The 16,255-nt window shown below is 52.6% G+C and carries 13 protein-coding genes, 1 tRNA gene and 1 other RNA gene; 4 read left to right on the top strand and 11 right to left on the bottom strand.

Annotation, left to right across the window (positions count from 1 at the left end; genetic code table 11):
- Positions 1 to 3 precede the first annotated feature (3 nt).
- The 10 genes from dppC to MRY16398_RS01035 form a co-directional block, all read right to left on the bottom strand.
- The gene (gene dppC / locus MRY16398_RS01080; protein WP_039080199.1) at positions 4 to 906 is read right to left on the bottom strand and encodes a dipeptide ABC transporter permease DppC; all 903 of its coding nucleotides are present in this window, start codon (positions 904 to 906) and stop codon (positions 4 to 6) included.
- 9 nt (positions 907 to 915) lie between these two features.
- On the bottom strand, positions 916 to 1,935 hold the full coding sequence (gene dppB / locus MRY16398_RS01075) for a dipeptide ABC transporter permease DppB (RefSeq protein ID WP_039080198.1): 1,020 nt from the start codon (positions 1,933 to 1,935) through the stop codon (positions 916 to 918).
- Between the two features lie 169 nt (positions 1,936 to 2,104).
- Positions 2,105 to 3,712 (bottom strand): dipeptide ABC transporter periplasmic-binding protein DppA, encoded by a 1,608-nt coding sequence (gene dppA / locus MRY16398_RS01070; protein ID WP_039080197.1) that lies wholly within the window; start codon positions 3,710 to 3,712, stop codon positions 2,105 to 2,107.
- A gap of 598 nt (positions 3,713 to 4,310) precedes the next feature.
- On the bottom strand, positions 4,311 to 6,305 hold the full coding sequence (locus MRY16398_RS01065) for an AlbA family DNA-binding domain-containing protein (RefSeq protein WP_125123732.1): 1,995 nt from the start codon (positions 6,303 to 6,305) through the stop codon (positions 4,311 to 4,313).
- Between the two features lie 218 nt (positions 6,306 to 6,523).
- Positions 6,524 to 6,657: non-coding RNA, RtT sRNA (locus MRY16398_RS01060), on the bottom strand.
- Positions 6,658 to 6,689: 32 nt separating this feature from the next.
- A tRNA-Pro gene (locus MRY16398_RS01055) sits at positions 6,690 to 6,766 on the bottom strand.
- A 90-nt stretch (positions 6,767 to 6,856) separates the two neighbouring features.
- Positions 6,857 to 8,539: a kdo(2)-lipid A phosphoethanolamine 7''-transferase gene (eptB, locus tag MRY16398_RS01050; RefSeq protein ID WP_039080196.1), complete on the bottom strand. Its 1,683-nt coding sequence runs from the start codon at positions 8,537 to 8,539 to the stop codon at positions 6,857 to 6,859.
- Between the two features lie 214 nt (positions 8,540 to 8,753).
- Positions 8,754 to 9,185 carry an organic hydroperoxide resistance protein gene (locus tag MRY16398_RS01045; protein WP_039080195.1) on the bottom strand — a complete coding sequence of 144 codons (432 nt, stop codon included), beginning with the start codon at positions 9,183 to 9,185 and terminating at the stop codon, positions 8,754 to 8,756.
- A gap of 136 nt (positions 9,186 to 9,321) precedes the next feature.
- A complete protein-coding gene (locus MRY16398_RS01040) occupies positions 9,322 to 10,524 on the bottom strand; it encodes an L-lactate MFS transporter (protein WP_039080194.1) in 1,203 nt (400 codons plus the stop codon).
- Positions 10,525 to 10,768: 244 nt separating this feature from the next.
- Positions 10,769 to 11,458, bottom strand: coding sequence for an autotransporter domain-containing protein (locus tag MRY16398_RS01035; protein ID WP_108700471.1), 690 nt, complete (start codon positions 11,456 to 11,458; stop codon positions 10,769 to 10,771).
- Between the two features lie 160 nt (positions 11,459 to 11,618).
- On the opposite strand from MRY16398_RS01035, the gene tag reads away from it, so the two are divergent.
- Both tag and MRY16398_RS01025 read left to right on the top strand, forming a co-directional pair.
- On the top strand, positions 11,619 to 12,200 hold the full coding sequence (tag, locus tag MRY16398_RS01030) for a DNA-3-methyladenine glycosylase I (RefSeq protein ID WP_039080192.1): 582 nt from the start codon (positions 11,619 to 11,621) through the stop codon (positions 12,198 to 12,200).
- On the top strand, positions 12,178 to 12,624 hold the full coding sequence (locus tag MRY16398_RS01025; protein ID WP_108700470.1) for an N-acetyltransferase: 447 nt from the start codon (positions 12,178 to 12,180) through the stop codon (positions 12,622 to 12,624). Before tag ends, MRY16398_RS01025 begins: the two co-directional genes overlap by 23 nt.
- Here the strand turns inward: MRY16398_RS01025 and MRY16398_RS01020 are convergent.
- Positions 12,587 to 14,935 carry a molybdopterin guanine dinucleotide-containing S/N-oxide reductase gene (locus MRY16398_RS01020; protein ID WP_197718601.1) on the bottom strand — a complete coding sequence of 783 codons (2,349 nt, stop codon included), beginning with the start codon at positions 14,933 to 14,935 and terminating at the stop codon, positions 12,587 to 12,589. The genes MRY16398_RS01025 and MRY16398_RS01020 overlap by 38 nt on opposite strands.
- On the opposite strand from MRY16398_RS01020, the gene MRY16398_RS30505 reads away from it, so the two are divergent.
- Positions 14,930 to 15,220: a hypothetical protein gene (locus tag MRY16398_RS30505; RefSeq protein ID WP_146158920.1), complete on the top strand. Its 291-nt coding sequence runs from the start codon at positions 14,930 to 14,932 to the stop codon at positions 15,218 to 15,220. The two genes, MRY16398_RS01020 and MRY16398_RS30505, sit on opposite strands and share 6 nt — an antisense overlap.
- Complete coding sequence (locus MRY16398_RS01015) at positions 15,132 to 16,148, top strand: LacI family DNA-binding transcriptional regulator (RefSeq protein ID WP_108700468.1); 1,017 nt, start codon at positions 15,132 to 15,134, stop codon at positions 16,146 to 16,148. Before MRY16398_RS30505 ends, MRY16398_RS01015 begins: the two co-directional genes overlap by 89 nt.
- The last annotated feature ends 107 nt before the right edge of the window (positions 16,149 to 16,255 follow it).

Here is a 16,255-nt window from a genome sequence, read left to right as displayed (position 1 = left end):
CTCTTACTGCTTCAGTTTGGGGTCGAGCGCATCACGCAGGCCGTCACCCATCAGGTTAAATGCCAGCACCGTCAGCAGGATCGCCAGACCAGGGAAGGTCACGACCCACCAGGCACTTTGCGCGAACTGCAACACGTCGGAGAGCATAGTGCCCCACTCCGGTGTTGGCGGTTGCGCGCCCATACCAAGGAAGCCGAGGGCGGCCATGTCGAGAATGGCGTTCGAGAAACCGAGCGACGCCTGAACAATCAGCGGCGCAAGGCAGTTAGGGAAAATATTGACGAACATCTGACGCATCGCGCCAGCCCCCGCTACGCGGGAAGCCGTCACGTAATCGCGGTTAACTTCCACCAGCACCGCGGCACGGGTAAGACGTACATAGTGCGGCAAGGCGACGAAAGTGAGCGCTAACGATGCGTTGACTATCGAAGGACCAAATATCGCCACCAGGACCAGCGCCAGCAGCAGGCTCGGCAGGGCCAGCATGATGTCGACAACACGCATGATGATGCTATCGATAACGCCGCCAAAGTAGCCCGCCACCAGACCGAGGATAATCCCCATGATCAGTGACAGCACCACCACCAGACAGCCGACCAGCAGCGACAGACGCGCGCCAAACATCAGACGCGACAGGGTATCGCGACCTACGTCATCGGTACCCAGAATATGCGACCATGTGCCGCCATCTTGCCAGACCGGTGGCGCCAGCAGCGCATCGCGGAACTGATCCGCCGGGTTATGCGGTGCCAGCACGTTCGCGAAGATAGCGATAAGCAGCATCACGATCACGTAAACCAGACCAACAACCGCGCCTTTATTACGCTTGAAATAGTGCCAGAACTCCTGCAGCGGGGTCATCGGGACCGGAGCAGAGATAACTTTATTTTCAGTAACTTGTGACATGATGGCCCCTTACTTCTTGTGACGAATACGCGGGTTCACCACGCCGTAGAGCAGGTCGACCAACAGGTTGACGAGAATGATCATCGTCGCGACCAGCAATACCCCACCCTGCACAACCGGATAATCGCGGCGTTGCAGCGCGTCAATCAACCAGCGGCCCAGGCCCGGCCAGGAGAAAATGGTTTCCGTCAGGATCGCGCCTGCCAGCAATGTCCCGACCTGCAGACCGATAACGGTCACCACCGGCAGCATCGCATTACGCAGCGCATGGACGATGATAACGCGCATACGGGTTAACCCTTTGGCGCGCGCGGTACGGATATAGTCTTCGCCCAGCACTTCCAGCATCGAGGAGCGGGTCATACGGACGATAACCGCCAGCGGGATTGTCCCCAGCACGATGGCAGGCAGAATCATGTGCGCCAGGGCATCGATAAAGTTACCCTGCTCGCCCCAGATAGCCGTGTCGATCAGCATAAAACCGGTAAGCGGGTTACTGTCATCAAGGAACACCATGTCACTGACGCGCCCGGATACCGGCGTCAGGTTCCAGTGTACCGACACCAGCATGATCAGCATCATGCCCCACCAGAAGATAGGCATGGAGTAACCGGTCAGCGCGAGGCTCACGGCGGTATGATCAAAAATGGAACCACGCTTCACAGCGGCCATTACGCCCACCGGGATACCGACAGCCACCGCGAAAATCATGGCGCAGACGCCGAGTTCCAGCGTCGCTTTAAAACGCGGTACGAACTCGTCCCACACCGGAAGACGGCTCTTAAGAGAGATCCCTAAATCACCATGCAACACGCCCCACACATAGTTGACGTATTGCTGCCACAGCGGCTTGTTGAGACCAAGCTCTGCCAGCAACTGGGCATGACGCTCAGGAGAGATACCACGCTCACCTGCCATGATCATCACCGGGTCACCGGGAATCATATGAACGAAGGCAAAGGTGAGAAGGGTGATACCGATAAACGTCGGGATAACTAGCCCCAGACGTCGGAGGATGAACTGCAACATAACCCGGATTCTCTGTAGTGACGCATGCACCTGGCGGTAGTGCGTCTGTATTGCTCACAAATGTTTGGATAAACGGGAAAATCCCACTCTATCCAGGCCTTTTCCCGGAGGAATAAGGAACAAAAACCCTCCCCCCGGAAAGGGAGGAGGGACTCAGGCATCGTGCCTATTATTCAACTGACACGTTTTCGAAGTGGTGTTTGCCCAGCGGATCAACCACGTAGCCTTTGACTTCTTTACGCACCGGCTCATACACGGTGGAGTGCGCGACGATCAGTGCCGGAGCCTGGTCATGCATCACTACCTGAGCCTGTTTGTACAGTTCAATACGCTTGTTGTGGTCGTCAGTTGCGCGAGCCGGCTGAATCAAGTCTTCAAACGGCTTGTAGCACCAGCGAGAATAGTTGGAACCGTCTTTCGCCGCAGCGCAGCTAAACAGGGTTGCGAAGAAGTTATCCGGATCCCCATTGTCGCCGGTCCAGCCCATCATTACAGCCTGGTGCTCACCCGCTTTGGCGCGTTTCAGGTACTCGCCCCACTCGTAGGTAACGATCTTGGCCTGAACACCGATTTTCGCCCAGTCAGCCTGAATCATCTCAGCCATACGGCGAGCGTTCGGGTTGTACGGACGCTGTACCGGCATCGCCCACAGTTCAACGGTGAAGCCCTGCTCGTGGCCGGATTCTTTCAGCAACTGTTTCGCTTTCTCAACGTCGTAGGTGTAATCCTTAACGTCGTCGTTATAGCCCCACATTGTCGGCGGAATCAGGTTTTTCGCGGCAACGCCAGCACCCTGGTAAACGGCTTTGATGATCGCTTCTTTATTTACCGCGTAAGTCAGCGCCTGACGCACTTTCACGTCATCAAACGGTTTCTTCTCGGTGTTGAAAGACATGTAACCGACGTTCAGGCCAGCCTGCTCCATCAGGTTAATGTTTTTGTCTTGTTTCATACGAGCGATGTCAGCCGGGTTCGGGTACGGCATAACCTGGCACTCGTTTTTCTGCAGTTTGGCATAACGTACGGAAGCGTCAGGCGTGATGGAGAAGACCAGACGGTCAATCTGCGGCTTGGTGCCCCAGTAACCTTCAAACGCTTTGTACAGAATACGGGAATCTTTCTGATACTGTTGCAGTTGGAACGGACCGGTACCGATTGGATCCAGGTCAACTTTGTCCGGCGTACCGGCTTTCAGCATGTTGTCGGCGTATTCTTTGGACAGAATAGACGCGAAGTCCATTGCCAGGTCAGCCAGGAACGGAGATTCCGGACGGGTCAGCACGAATTGAACGGTGTTGTCGTCGACTTTCTTCACTTCGCTAATCAGGTCTGGCAGGCCCATACCTTCAAAGTATTCGTAGCTGCCGCCAGAGACTTTATGGTACGGGTTCTGGGCGTTTTTCTGACGATCAAAGGAGAATACGACGTCGTCCGCGTTGAATTCACGCGTCGGTTTGAAATCTTTGTTGTCCTGCCACTTCACGCCTTTACGCAGGTGGAAAGTGTAGGTTTTGCCATCGGCGCTGATATCCCACTTCTCAGCAAGACCCGGAATGACCTCAGTAGTACCGGTTTTGAACTCAACCAGACGGTTATAAATCGGCACAGAGCTGGCATCGTAAGTAGTACCAGAAGTGAAAAGCTGTGGGTTAAAGCCTTCAGGCGAGCCTTCTGAACAATAAACCAGGGTTTTTGCCTGCACGCTGGCCGCCACAGTCATAGCCACCAGGCTAAGACCAAGCTTCAGCATCCCTGACTTCTTCAAGGAAATACTCATTATTCTGCTCCAATGTGATATGTGTTGTTACCCTTGCGCTGGGTTATCCGACAGGCCGTTATTAGATTTTTGCCTGGACTTATCGGAAGCTATGAGAGACGGGAAATCCTTTCACGAGATTGACTGAGTTGCAGTGCAGATTCTCCATGAAATGCCCCTCATGCCCTACAATCTGTCAATAGAATGTCAAAACGTCAATACAGGTAACGGGGATTTACATCGTTGATGAGAATCAACAAACAAAGTTAAAAAAAACTTCAAGCTGCTATTTTCAGCAGGTAAATTTGTGCTATGCCGTTATGGGCAGAATAATAAGCTTGAGAATCATCTCAGGTTGGTGTTTAACGTTTGAGCAGATTATGAAAAATTTCTTGCGGAATGATGAATATCTGAGCGATTAATACCGCGAACGTTAAAACGCACAGCGTAAAATGCTAACTCTATCCATAAGCAACGCGAAAAAAGATCGAACTATATATTAAAAAATACAATGGATTATGTCACAAAACCGTGACGCGGCAGGGTGAAATAAGGTGAGGCGGGAAACCGTAGCTTGCTGTAATAGGCACTGCTCACCTTGTGTGATAAGAAGCCCTGCTTAAAAGTCTCGCTTACGGATAACAGCCTGGGCAATCGTATAGCCTTGTCTGGGTGAATTGGGCTTATTGGGAAACGCCAGCTTGAGTTGCTTCGAATCTACCATCGGTTTTAAGTAATTCTGGCGAATACTCTGTGCCTTACGCCCCAACAACACTTCCATTACCGCGACAGATAAGTAGTGCCCATCACACAATCGGACAAGCAGTTCCTTCATCACTTCAACATCCATCCGACGATGCTCTCGCGATGGTGCGGTCAATTCCTCAAGTGCATCCCGGAATCCATTACTCAATAAATTAAGGTCATCAATGAACGGTTTATCTAATAAGGGACTGATAAACCGACCGTACTCATCTCTTCCCTGGTAGCTATTCTCTGAACCAAGATTGCTATGCGTTAAGTTGATGCGACTATGCGTTAAGTCATACGTGTTATGCGTTAAGTTTCGAGTGGAGCTTAACGCATTAGCAAAGACCTCTTCCGGAGAAGGTAACGCCATACCTGGCAGACTGTATGATTTATCTCGTTTTTCACCACTTGCAACAAGAAAACCTTTATCCACTAACTTTGGAAACGCAAGCGTAACATCACGAGAATGTCTGCTCGTAAGCTGACATGCCCTCTCATGGTTTACCCAACCTTCTATCGCCGCCGTAATGATAATCATTCGTTCAAGGTCATCAAGTAAATGAAAACGTTGCCCGAATAAACTATTGAGTCGTTCAGTAACTTCTTGTGATACAAGGCTTACCGTTGACAACTCAAGCAGGGTTTGTTCAGAGGGTTCAGTTTTCTCGTATAACTTAGGTGTGCGCCAGTTTGCCCATTTCCAGCCGCTCATAATTTTGGGAACACCAGAACCGGCACGCTCACCAGCTCCAATCATTAAGAACATCTGGTGCATGCGGCGATTACGGCAGTCGCTTTCCCCACCTTTCACTGCGATTTCCGGTGGTATCCGCATCAGGCCAGGATTCCGAAAACCAAAAAGATCCGGCCGCCTGACCACTAAAATGGAACTTCGGCCCGTATAATCAGCATGAACTAGTGTGTTAACAAGCGCCTCCCGGAGAGCTTCATGAACTTTGGTTTCATCAAGCCGAATACCGTCCTGTAATTCAAAAGGCACTTTAAGATCGGTAATGAGTTTTCGGTATGTCCGGCGATAAAAATCAAAAACATTGCCTGACCATGAACCATCAGGATAGATGCGATCGACCCAGCGGGAATCCGGTTGAACATTATCCCGCTCACGATAATCAACAAAATAATTTGGGACAGCGTCCTGGATAGCATTCCAGCTACCAAACATCAGGATACCAGCAAGGGTTATACCCTCCTCCCCACTCTGACGGTTCTTACGCCAACCACCAATACTCCTGAATAAATCGATTAGATCCAATTCCAGCCATGGATGTTGAGGCTTCGCAACTGCAAAAAGGTTACGGTAGGCACGCAAGCTGTCCTGATCGATATCACTAAAATCGAACCCGGCCAGGATTCTATCATCACGGCTATCTTCGACCTGCTCCGCGAGCATTCGTTTGATTTGTTCTTGAGGACAATGGCAGTCCCCTTCATGGCGACGAACGTATGTTTCTGTCATCGGCTGGTTATTGAGATAGATCGGCTTTTGTTCACGCCTTGCTATGGGAATTTCGATGACAATGACTGATTTGTCATCAAGATTAATTACCTGCACCGATTGATCGGTCAATAAATTGACATTTACTTTTTTCTTGTTGTTTGCAATATCAAATAGTTGCTTCGTAACAGTAGCAATATCGCTGATCCCCTCAACGATAAAGTTCCCTTTCTTTTCCCTGACGCCCAGTATGACATAACCGCCACGGGTATTCGCCATCGCACTGTATGTCCTCCAGAAATCATCAGGCAGTTTACCTTTACCATCCGCCCCCTGTGCCAGCTTAAACTCCAGTTCAACTGATTCAGAAAGCGTTTGTAAATCCAGCAAGTCACTGACAGGAAACATAATGGGTTCGGCGCCTGTTTAGTTTAATAATTCTGAAAAGAAAGGGGCAACTTCAGCGAATAGTTAACAGTATTATCAATACAAACGCCTGCGATGCATCCAGAAATTTCAACACCAAGTCAAAAAAGCATAATACATCGAGCTATTGCATGATTATAAAAACATTAATTATCATATAGATGCAAAAAAGCCTGCTCGTTGAGCAGGCTTTTCGAATTTGGTCGGTGATAGAGATTACTCGCCACTGCGTGGCTCGCCCTGCGGGCCGTTGCTGACGCAACGTTCTCTCGCTTCGCTCGGGTCGAACCTCCCTGCCCCCGGAGGTTCTCATCCTCATTGGCACAGATGCAAAAAAGCCTGCTCGTTGAGCAGGCTTTTCAAATTTGGTCGGTGATAGAGGATTCGAACCTCCGACCCCTTCGTCCCGAACGAAGTGCGCTACCAGGCTGCGCCAATCACCGAATGCGGGGCGCATCTTACTGCCACACACCCCGACCGTCAATCCCTTAATGTAAAAAAGCCAACTGACTGGCGAGAAAGCCGCCAGCGCCTCAATTTACCTTGTTAGCAGGCACGTGGCACCAGTTGTTATTTTCATTAATCCCGCCGTTTGGCGAGGTATATCCCAGGCAGCCCATGATGGTGTCGTACAGTTCAACATGGCGGCGCGGTACCTTGATCTCCGCCTGCTGTTTGAGCTGTGCAAACATCTTCGCCTTGTCCGGGTTTTGCAGATATTTGTCCGACATCCATACCATCATCGGTACGCGGAACTGCTCCGGTGGCGCCATCTTACGCGGCGTACCGTGCAGATGTTCCTTCTCATTAATCGACTCACCGTGGTCCGCCGCATAGAAGATAATCGCTTTCTTATCACGCAGCTTGTCGATTACGTTGTCGATAAAATAGTCCACATAGGTGACGGAGTTATCGTACGAATTGATCAACTCTTCTTTGCTGCATTTATCGTCTACCCCCACACACTCCGGCGTCCATTGTGCGAAGCTACGGGGATAGCGCTGGGTATAATTGAAGTGCGAACCTTTGGTATGCAGAATAATCAGATGCTTACCCTGCTTGTTGTTATTTAGCGATTGCTGCAACTCATCAATTAACAGCATATCGTCAACGCTCTTGCCCCGATTACGCGGCTCCGCGCCAATCTGTTCACGATAGGCAATGTTGTCTGCCATTGTGTTGCTGTAAAACCACATCTCGCTTTGCATCGCATACAGGTCGGAAGAGAAGCCCATCTGTTTCAACACGGAAAAGACGTTTTGCTCTTTTAACGTGCGCTGGGGGTTATCCTCAGCCCCACCTTCACGTACGAACATACATCGCAGCGATAGCTTGGTGGCGGTATCACACGAGTAGCCACGGAAAGCGACCAGGTTCTTCTCCTGCGCCAGCTTTGGCGTGGTGTTACGCGAGTAACCGAGTAAGCCCATGTGATCCCAGCGCGTCGTTTCACCAATGATAAACACGACATAGGTGTCATTGATGTCGTCCGGCGCGACATAACTGAATTTCGCCGCCGGGTTGATCAAGGAACGATGATCCGACGACTCGTCTACCTGCGCCCAGGCGTACAGCCCAAGTGCTGAAAGCCAGTTGGAAGGGAGATAGGAGTTCGCCACCACGCCGCCATAGCTCGGCATGTCCACGCCCGATGTCCGTTCTTCTTCCTTCTGCTGCAAATCCAGAAGGCGAATGGGGCCCCATACCAGCAGCGCGGCCAGGACTACCAGGGTCACGCTCTGCACACGGTGGCCGCGCGTACGCAACTGGCGCAACAGGGTGTAGCGACAGCGGTTATTCCAGATAGACAACAGCGGCATAACACTGACAATCGCCACCCAGGCAATGAGCTGCCAGCCCACCACCTCTTTGGAGAGATCGATGTCTGTGGTCATCACCGAAGCGATAATGCCATAGCCAATAACCACATTCAGGAAGGTCATGTAATAGCTGGCTGCTGCTGAAAACAGCACCACCAGCGATGCCAGTACACGCCAGGCCCGGCGCCCGAACAATGAGAGCACACGTAATAAAAAGAAAGTCACCAGGACAGTGGCAACCAGTTCAACAACCGCAGAGAGTCCTTTCCAGACGGTGAACGCTTGCGCATAACCATCAAACCGACGGTAGAAAACTGCGCTATTCATAAACAAGCCAATATACAACGCCAGCAGAAAACTCAATTTCTGCTGAGTCATTGCTTTTAAATAACTCATGCAAGCAACCCTGGAAAAAGGGAAAACAAAGCCGCTCAGCGCTTGTAGCAGCACCGATCGGGCATTAAACGCAAGGGAAGTTAATTGAGGAACTTCTTAAGCGCGGATAAGTAGACCACAAGGAAAGGAAAAAGTGTCTGTCCGGAGTGTGATCCGGTCATACATTTACAAAATTATATAACCGGAAACACACTATCTGACACCTGAATAGTATTCAGGCAGTGATTACGTTCAGCTTAACGTCAATATTGCCGCGGGTCGCATTGGAATAAGGGCACACTATATGGGCTTTTTTCACCAATTCCTGTGCTACCTGATGATCCATTCCCGGCAGGTGAATATCCAGTTGCGCTTCAATACCAAACCCGGTCGGCAAAGGGCCAATGCCCACGGTGCCTTCAATATAAGCCTCTTGCGGTAGGCGCTGTTTTTCTACCGACGCGACATGTTTTAACGCTCCGAGAAAACAGGCCGAATACCCGGCGGCGAAAAGTTGTTCCGGGTTCGTCACCTCCCCACCGGCTCCCCCCATCTCTTTTGGCACGCCCAGTTTCACATCCAGAACGCCATCGGAAGAGATGGCTCTGCCGTCACGGCCTCCGGTGGCTTTCGCCTTCGCCCGATACACCACTTTTTCTAACGACATGTGCAACTCCTTCTGTTGGAAGACCTGCCATTAAGAATAGTCGTTGTCAGGGGAGCCTCAGAAAAGCCCGCACGTAAGGGTAATAAAAAACCGCCGACAGTGTATGGCGGCGGTTTTTTGTAAAGCAGAGGAAGAATCAGGCATGTGCTGGTTTATACACGCTGCGCTGCGGCTGACGGATGGTCGTGGAAAGTGCCAGGGAGACAATCAGGAGCGCGAAGATGACGCAGAAAGTGACATAGAAACCGCCAAACAGCGAAGCGATAATCGAGCCGCAAATACTGCCAATACCAAAACCTAAGTAAATCACACCGTAGTTTTTCGCGAGGTTGTTCAGACCAAAGAACTCGCTGACCAGCGACGGGAACACGGTAATGGTGCCGCCGAAATTGAAAGCTACGCAGGCTATCGCCGCGAAAAAGGAAACCGCATTCAGTGGCGCAAACAGCAGGGCTGCCATGCCAACCAGTGAAATCACCTGGCCAATGGTAATAACGCGGATGCGGGCGATTTTATCGGACAGAATGCCCAGCACCAGGCGACCGGTGAGGTTCGCAATAGAGATAACGGTGACCGCATTGGCGGCGGTTGCCACATCAAGATGCACCATGCCCTGCGCAATATCTTTCGCTACGCCAATCACATACAGGCCACTCATGCAGGCGGTCAGGAACATCACGGCTAACATCCAGTATTGCGGTTTACGCATGGACTGCGCCAGCGTGAAGTCATTTTCCACCACACCATTGACCGCACCCACTTTTTGTTGCGGAGCGTCAGTCATCAGCATCGCGCCGCAAACAATCATCACCAGCACCATCGCCCCCCAGATCATGAAGGTCTGTTCCAGGCCAACGGTGGCCAACAGGTGGCTGTCGATGAATTTAAAACCCAGGCTACCCAGGCCATACGCACCGATGGCGAAGGCGGAAATCAGCCCTTTACGTTCCGGGAACCATTTCACGCAGTTGGACAGGGTGAGCAGGTAACCGGCACCATCCGCCAGCCCCACAAGCACACCCGCACTTAGCCACAGCATCGTCAGGTTGTTGGAGTGGGCGGTCAGGAAAAAGCCGATACCCAACAGCACACCAGACGCTATGGTCACCCGTTTTACGCCAAAACGTTCCTGCAGTTTCCCGGCGATGGAGGAGGATAACGCCAGCCCCAGGCTTAACAAACCAAATGAAAACGCAACCTGGCTTACCGGCTCGCCCAGCTTGTCTGCCAACGCGCTATTAAACAGGCTCCAGGTATAAACAGATCCCAACGCAAATTGTGTGATGATGGTACCAGCCAGCGTCAGCCAGCGTGTGCGATTCAAGGATGATGTATTCATGGCAGTTGTCCTGCAGAGAAAATTAAGGGAATTCACTGCGGACAACAATAACGAAGCGCATTTCATGCCAGGGCTAAAAAGGCATGAAATGCAGTAAGCGGGGAATGAAATGCATATATGCAGGAATGAATGACATTTCGAAAAACAGACTCACCTCATTTTCTCAGGTGAGTTAGTACATACTATCGATACAGAGCGCGTGTTTATTGTTTCTTAATTGTGATCACTTTGTATTAAATGATCTTTAAAAACGGGCGCTGACGCCCATGCTGTAGAGATAATTCGGCCCGGTGAGCGAGTTTTCCGACTGTGACATTGAGGCATAAGCGGCGAAATGTTGATTAAGCAGCATATCGGCACCGACAGACACATCCAGCCAGTTGCCGTACTGGTTCGCCGCGGTCAGGCGACTCAGCCCGGATTGTGATTTCCAGACGTTTTCCCCGAACTGTTGGTTGTAACTAATTTGCGCCCATGGACGAAAGTCACCAATATGGCTATCCACGCGCCATCCCAGGGAACTGACGGTCGCGTGCCAGAGCGGATCGCTGTATTGCGACGTGGTCGCGCTGTCGCCATATTCATTGTACATTGACGTCGTAGAGCCATCGTAATGCCAGACGGCCACCGGCCCGGTCATCACATTGCCTGTGAGAGGAATATTCAGGCCAATACTCATGGTGCTGACGGCATCCATCGGCGTTTTATCTGGCAGATTAAAGGCAACGCCAGGCCCACTCTGCGCCGAGCGAATGCGTTCTTCCAGGATATCGTTATAACGTGGCTGGTGATCGCTATCCCATGTATAGCGTTGCGGCATATTATTTTGCGAATCGATCGCGATATATTCTTGTTGCCAGGCATATGCAGCATGGCTAAAAAGCAGACAAGCAGGCACTACCGCTATCAAACGGCCACTGTTTTTAATTTTCATCAATGCGACTCCACAAAAGAGCCAAAACGGCGTATTTGTTATCGTTTTTGTTGGGCAAAAGGCGAGGGTAGATATCCCTTACCTAACTATTGTCTTTTTAGCAGTCGCGTCAAGTCTGCAACTTACATAATTTTGATCAACATCAGCAACGGAGAAGGATATGCAGCGTTGTGGTTGGGTGACTCAAGACCCCCTTTATCTTGCTTATCACGATAAAGAATGGGGCGTACCGCAAACAGACGGTAAAAAATTGTTTGAGATGATTTGCCTTGAAGGACAACAGGCAGGTTTATCATGGATTACGGTACTCAAAAAACGCGAAAATTACCGTAATGCCTTTCATCAGTTCGATCCTGAAAAAGTGGCTGCGATGGGGCCAGAGGATGTCGAACGCCTGATGCTGGATGCCGGAATTATTCGCCATCGCGGCAAAATTGAGGCGATTATCGGTAATGCCCGCGCCTTGCTTGCCATGGAACAAAATGGCGAGCCTTTCGCCCCGTTTGTCTGGTCGTTTGTTGAAAACGAGCCGCAGGTTACCCAGGCCGCCACACTCGGCGACATTCCCACCTCAACGCCCGCGTCCGACGCCCTGTCAAAGGCGCTAAAAAAACGCGGCTTCAAATTTGTCGGCACCACCATCTGCTACTCCTTTATGCAAGCTTGCGGTCTGGTTAATGACCATATTACGGACTGTTTCTGTCATCCCGGAGGTCGGCATGATCCGAGAGTGGCACAGTAAAGATTTGTCTCCTCTGTTGAGCCTGTGGCTTGAAAGCACCACCTATGCGCACCCGTTTATTGCGGCAACCTACTGGCAAGACAGCGAGATGCTGGTGCGGGAAGTGTATCTCCCGTCGGCCCGCACCTGGGTCTGGGAGGAAGAAGGCAAGCTGTACGGCTTTATAAGCGTAATGGACTCGCAGTATATCGGGGCGTTGTTCGTCTGCCCGAAGGCGCTGCGCAAAGGGATCGGCACCGCACTGCTTGATCACGTCAAGCAGCGCTTTAATGCCTTAAGCCTGGAGGTGTACCAGAAAAACGAGCGGGCGGTGAACTTCTATCACGCGCAGGGCTTTCGCATAGAGGACAGCGCCTGGCAGGAAGAGACGCAGCACCCGACCTGGATTATGAACTGGCAGGCGGATCAAACGCCGTCAGCGTAAGCGCCGGACCGCTGTATTTTTCGATCCATACCAGTGCGGTATTCCCCGCACAGCCATTCCCCAGCTTTGAGCTGGGGAGATCTTTTGTTAGCACATTAACCGCGCCGTTTTTACAGATCCCCCCTTCGGCACGCTCAAGGTCCGGCCAGGCGCCCTGATGAATACAGATCACTCCGGGCTTGATCCCTTCGCTGACCACGGCGCCTGCCAGCACCTGTCCGCGTTGGTTCCAGACACGCACCAGATCGCCATCAGCGATGCCGCGCGCTTTCGCGTCGCTCGGATGCAACGTCACCGGTTCGCGCCCCGCCACCGCATACTGCTCGCGAAGTGATGAATAGTTAAGCTGGCTGTGCAGACGATGCGCCGGGTGAGCAGAAAGAAGCTGCAACTGCTCTGGTCGGGCATTACCGTGCCATTCATCCGGCTCAAGCCACATCGGATGCGGCGGGCAGTCGGCATAACCAAAACCGGCAATGCGCGCCGAGTAAATTTCGATTTTACCACTATCGGTTTTAAGCGGATGCGCCTGCGGGTCACGCCGGAAATCAGCGAAGCGTACAAAGCGGGCATTCTCTTCGCTTTCTGGCATTTCAATCAGGGCATTCGCTTCCCAGAACTCGGCAAACGGCGGCAGGGTAACGCCCTGCGGGGCACCACGCTGCGCCGCGATGTTGTAGAAGGTTTCCAGCCATTCGAGGTCGCTTTTACCTTCGGTAAAGCGCTCACGTCCGCCCGCTTCCCAACGCTCGCTGAGTTCAGCGAACACCTCGAAATCGTCACGCGCTTCATCGCGCGGGGGCACCACGCGCTTCATCGGCACCAGATGCTGGTTGCTGTAGTCGCCCGTCATGGTCATATCGTTACGTTCAAACGATGTGGTGGCAGGCAGGACAATATCCGCGTGTTTTGCCGCCGCCGTCCAGAAACACTCGGAAATGACGACCAGTTCCGGCTTCTGCCAGGCGCGAATCAGCCGGTTCGTGTCCTGATGGTGGGTAAAGTTGGCGCCACCCGCCCACCAGATAAATTTAATATCCGGGAAGTGTCGGTCCATACCATTGTGCTGGTAGAAGGCTCCCGGTTTTTCCAGCGCTTCAATAATGCGCGCCACGGGGATTTTTTCAACCGCCTCAATGCCGCCTTTAACGCACCCCTGCATGGAGGCCAGTACTGCCGCCCGGCGCGTAGGGTTACCGCCGTTGGCAAAATGATACGACAGGCCAAAGCCGCCGCCGGGGATCCCAATCTGGCCCAGCATCGCCGCCAGGGTCACCAGCATCCAGTGTTTCTGCTCGCCAAACTGCTGGCGCTGCATTCCCCAGCCGGACATCAACATTGTGGTGTTTTCGTGGAAAAGTTTTGCCAGTTCACGAATTTTCGCCGCAGGAATACCGCAAATATCCGCCGCCCACTCTGCCGTTTTCGCCACGCCGTCGCTTTTCCCGGTCAGGTAATCTGCAAAGACGCTATAGCCTTGCGTACAACGCGCCAGGAATGCCTCATCCTGCCAGCCGTTTTCTACCAGCGTATGGGCGATACCGAGCATCATCGCCACATCGGTCCCCATGTGCGGCGCTAACCACTCCATGCTGTCGCCAAAGAAATCGACGGTCTCCGATCGCATCGGATCGATGCAGATCAGCCGTTTGCCGCTTTTGCGTAAGGCATCGAAATAGCCGATACCCTGCTCATCCGAGGCATTCCAGGCAATTTTCAGCGTATTCAGCGGGTTGGCGCTCCACAGCACCACCACATCGCTATGCTCCAGCACCAGCGGCCAGCTAGTTTGCTGCTGATACACCTCGTTGCCGCCGACCACGTACGGCATGATCGCCTGCGCAGCACCGGTGGAGTAGTCCCCCAGATGGCCGGTATAGCCACCAGCAAGGCTCATATAACGCTGCAACAGGGTCGCCGCTTTGTGCAATACACCGTTCGAGCGCCAGCCATACGATCCGGCGAAAATGGATGCCGGGCCATGTTCGTCGCGAATGCGTTTGTGCTGCTGATGGATGAGGGCAAGCGCATCAGCCCAGGAGACACGGACGAATTCATCCTCGCCGCGAACGCCCTGCGGGCTGTCCGGAGATGCCAGAAAGCCTTTACGGACCATAGGAAAGCGGACACGAGTTTTACTGTGGACCTGGTCGCGCACCACCGTTTGCAGCGAGTTGGGGTGGTTCGTGGGAAGCGCCCCGCGTGATGACAGCACCGTTTCGCCGTCGGTTTCGACCAACATCGGCCCCCAGTGGGCTGCCGTAAGAACTGTTTTAACTGCAGAGTTTGCCAAAGCGCGCTCCTGATGCATGCAGGTGGCGACAGCGTCGTTTCGCTGTCTTATGAAATAATGGATGTCGCGCTCTATCATCCACACGCGCGGCAAATTGGCAAAGAATTAAACGGCATGATGGCCACGCAGAAGGCGATAAGCGGGATGTTCCCCCTTGCCAGTGCGGATTTTCGCGCTATCGTGTGGTCTCACAACTACCGCGAGGGAAGCATTTATGGCGAAAACGACGCGCCCGACCATCAGCGATGTCGCGAAAGCGGCAAAAACGGGCAAAACCAGCATTTCACGCTATCTGAATGGTGAAAAACATCTCCTGTCGGATGCCTTGCTGGCGCGAATTGAACATGCCATTGCCGAACTCGATTATCGCCCCAGCCTGATGGCGCGCAACCTCAAGCACGGGCGCACTCGCCTGATTGGTCTCATTATTGCCGATATCACGAACCCCTATTCCGTACATGTGCTGAGCGGGATCGAAGCGGCCTGCCGGGAAAAGGGCTTCACCCCGCTGGTCTGTAATACCAACAACGAAGTCGATCAGGAGCTGCACTACCTGGACCTGCTGCGTAGCTATCAGGTGGAAGGCATTGTGGTGAACGCGGTGGGAATGCGCGAAGAGGGGCTAAACCGCCTGCAGCAATCCTCCCTGCCCATGGTGTTGATTGACCGTAAGATCCCCGATTTCGCCTGTGACGTCGTGGGGTTAGATAACACCCAGGCTGCCACCACCGCCACGGAACACCTGATTGAACAAGGCTTTGAAGCCTTGCTGTTCCTCAGCGAACCGTTGGGCACGGTGAATACGCGGCGGGAACGCCTGGATGCCTTTCGAACCACGCTCGCCCGCTACCCCGGCGTGGTGGCAGAAAACGCCGAAACGCCGTTACACGAAGCCAGCCAGATCGATAACGCCCTGCGCCAGTTCCACTCTCGCCACCGTGGGATGCGCAAAGCGGTGATCTCTGCCAATGGCGCATTGACGCTGCAAGTTGCCCGCTCGCTGAAACGCATTGGTCTGCACTGGGGCAGCGATATCGGCCTGCTCGGCTTTGATGAGCTGGAATGGGCTGAGCTGGCAGGGGTCGGTATCACTACCCTCAAACAACCGACCTGGCAAATTGGTTATGCCGCGGTAGAACAAGTGGTTGAGCGTATCGAAGGCAACAGTGATACCGTCCGCGAGCGGGTCTTTTCCGGGGAGCTCATCGTGCGCGGTTCAACTGCACGATAATTAACCTTCGTGATGACGATCATAAATTCGATGCACTGTGCTTTTCTTTGGAACCGGTTCCATCTAGCGTTACAGACAAGCAAATTGTCTTTAACTCCTGGGAAGCC

Origin of the sequence: Phytobacter sp. MRY16-398 (assembly GCF_003925915.1) — a bacterium.
GTDB lineage: Bacteria > Pseudomonadota > Gammaproteobacteria > Enterobacterales > Enterobacteriaceae > Phytobacter > Phytobacter diazotrophicus.
This window is presented reverse-complemented; position numbering and strand designations above follow the sequence as displayed.

Bases quoted from the DNA above. Each gene is read 5' to 3' on its own strand.
- MRY16398_RS01045 (WP_039080195.1), bottom strand. From the start codon at position 9,185: ATGTCGTTAGAAAAAGTGGTGTATCGGGCGAAGGCGAAAGCCACCGGA.
- MRY16398_RS01035 (WP_108700471.1), bottom strand. From the start codon at position 11,458: ATGAAAATTAAAAACAGTGGCCGTTTGATAGCGGTAGTGCCTGCTTGT.
- dppC (WP_039080199.1), bottom strand. From the start codon at position 906: ATGTCACAAGTTACTGAAAATAAAGTTATCTCTGCTCCGGTCCCGATG.
- MRY16398_RS01040 (WP_039080194.1), bottom strand. From the start codon at position 10,524: ATGAATACATCATCCTTGAATCGCACACGCTGGCTGACGCTGGCTGGT.
- MRY16398_RS30505 (WP_146158920.1), top strand. From the start codon at position 14,930: ATGCATGCAGGTGGCGACAGCGTCGTTTCGCTGTCTTATGAAATAATG.
- eptB (WP_039080196.1), bottom strand. From the start codon at position 8,539: ATGAGTTATTTAAAAGCAATGACTCAGCAGAAATTGAGTTTTCTGCTG.
- dppB (WP_039080198.1), bottom strand. From the start codon at position 1,935: ATGTTGCAGTTCATCCTCCGACGTCTGGGGCTAGTTATCCCGACGTTT.
- MRY16398_RS01065 (WP_125123732.1), bottom strand. From the start codon at position 6,305: ATGTTTCCTGTCAGTGACTTGCTGGATTTACAAACGCTTTCTGAATCA.
- MRY16398_RS01025 (WP_108700470.1), top strand. From the start codon at position 12,178: ATGATCCGAGAGTGGCACAGTAAAGATTTGTCTCCTCTGTTGAGCCTG.
- MRY16398_RS01020 (WP_197718601.1), bottom strand. From the start codon at position 14,935: ATGCATCAGGAGCGCGCTTTGGCAAACTCTGCAGTTAAAACAGTTCTT.
- dppA (WP_039080197.1), bottom strand. From the start codon at position 3,712: ATGAGTATTTCCTTGAAGAAGTCAGGGATGCTGAAGCTTGGTCTTAGC.
- tag (WP_039080192.1), top strand. From the start codon at position 11,619: ATGCAGCGTTGTGGTTGGGTGACTCAAGACCCCCTTTATCTTGCTTAT.
- MRY16398_RS01015 (WP_108700468.1), top strand. From the start codon at position 15,132: ATGGCGAAAACGACGCGCCCGACCATCAGCGATGTCGCGAAAGCGGCA.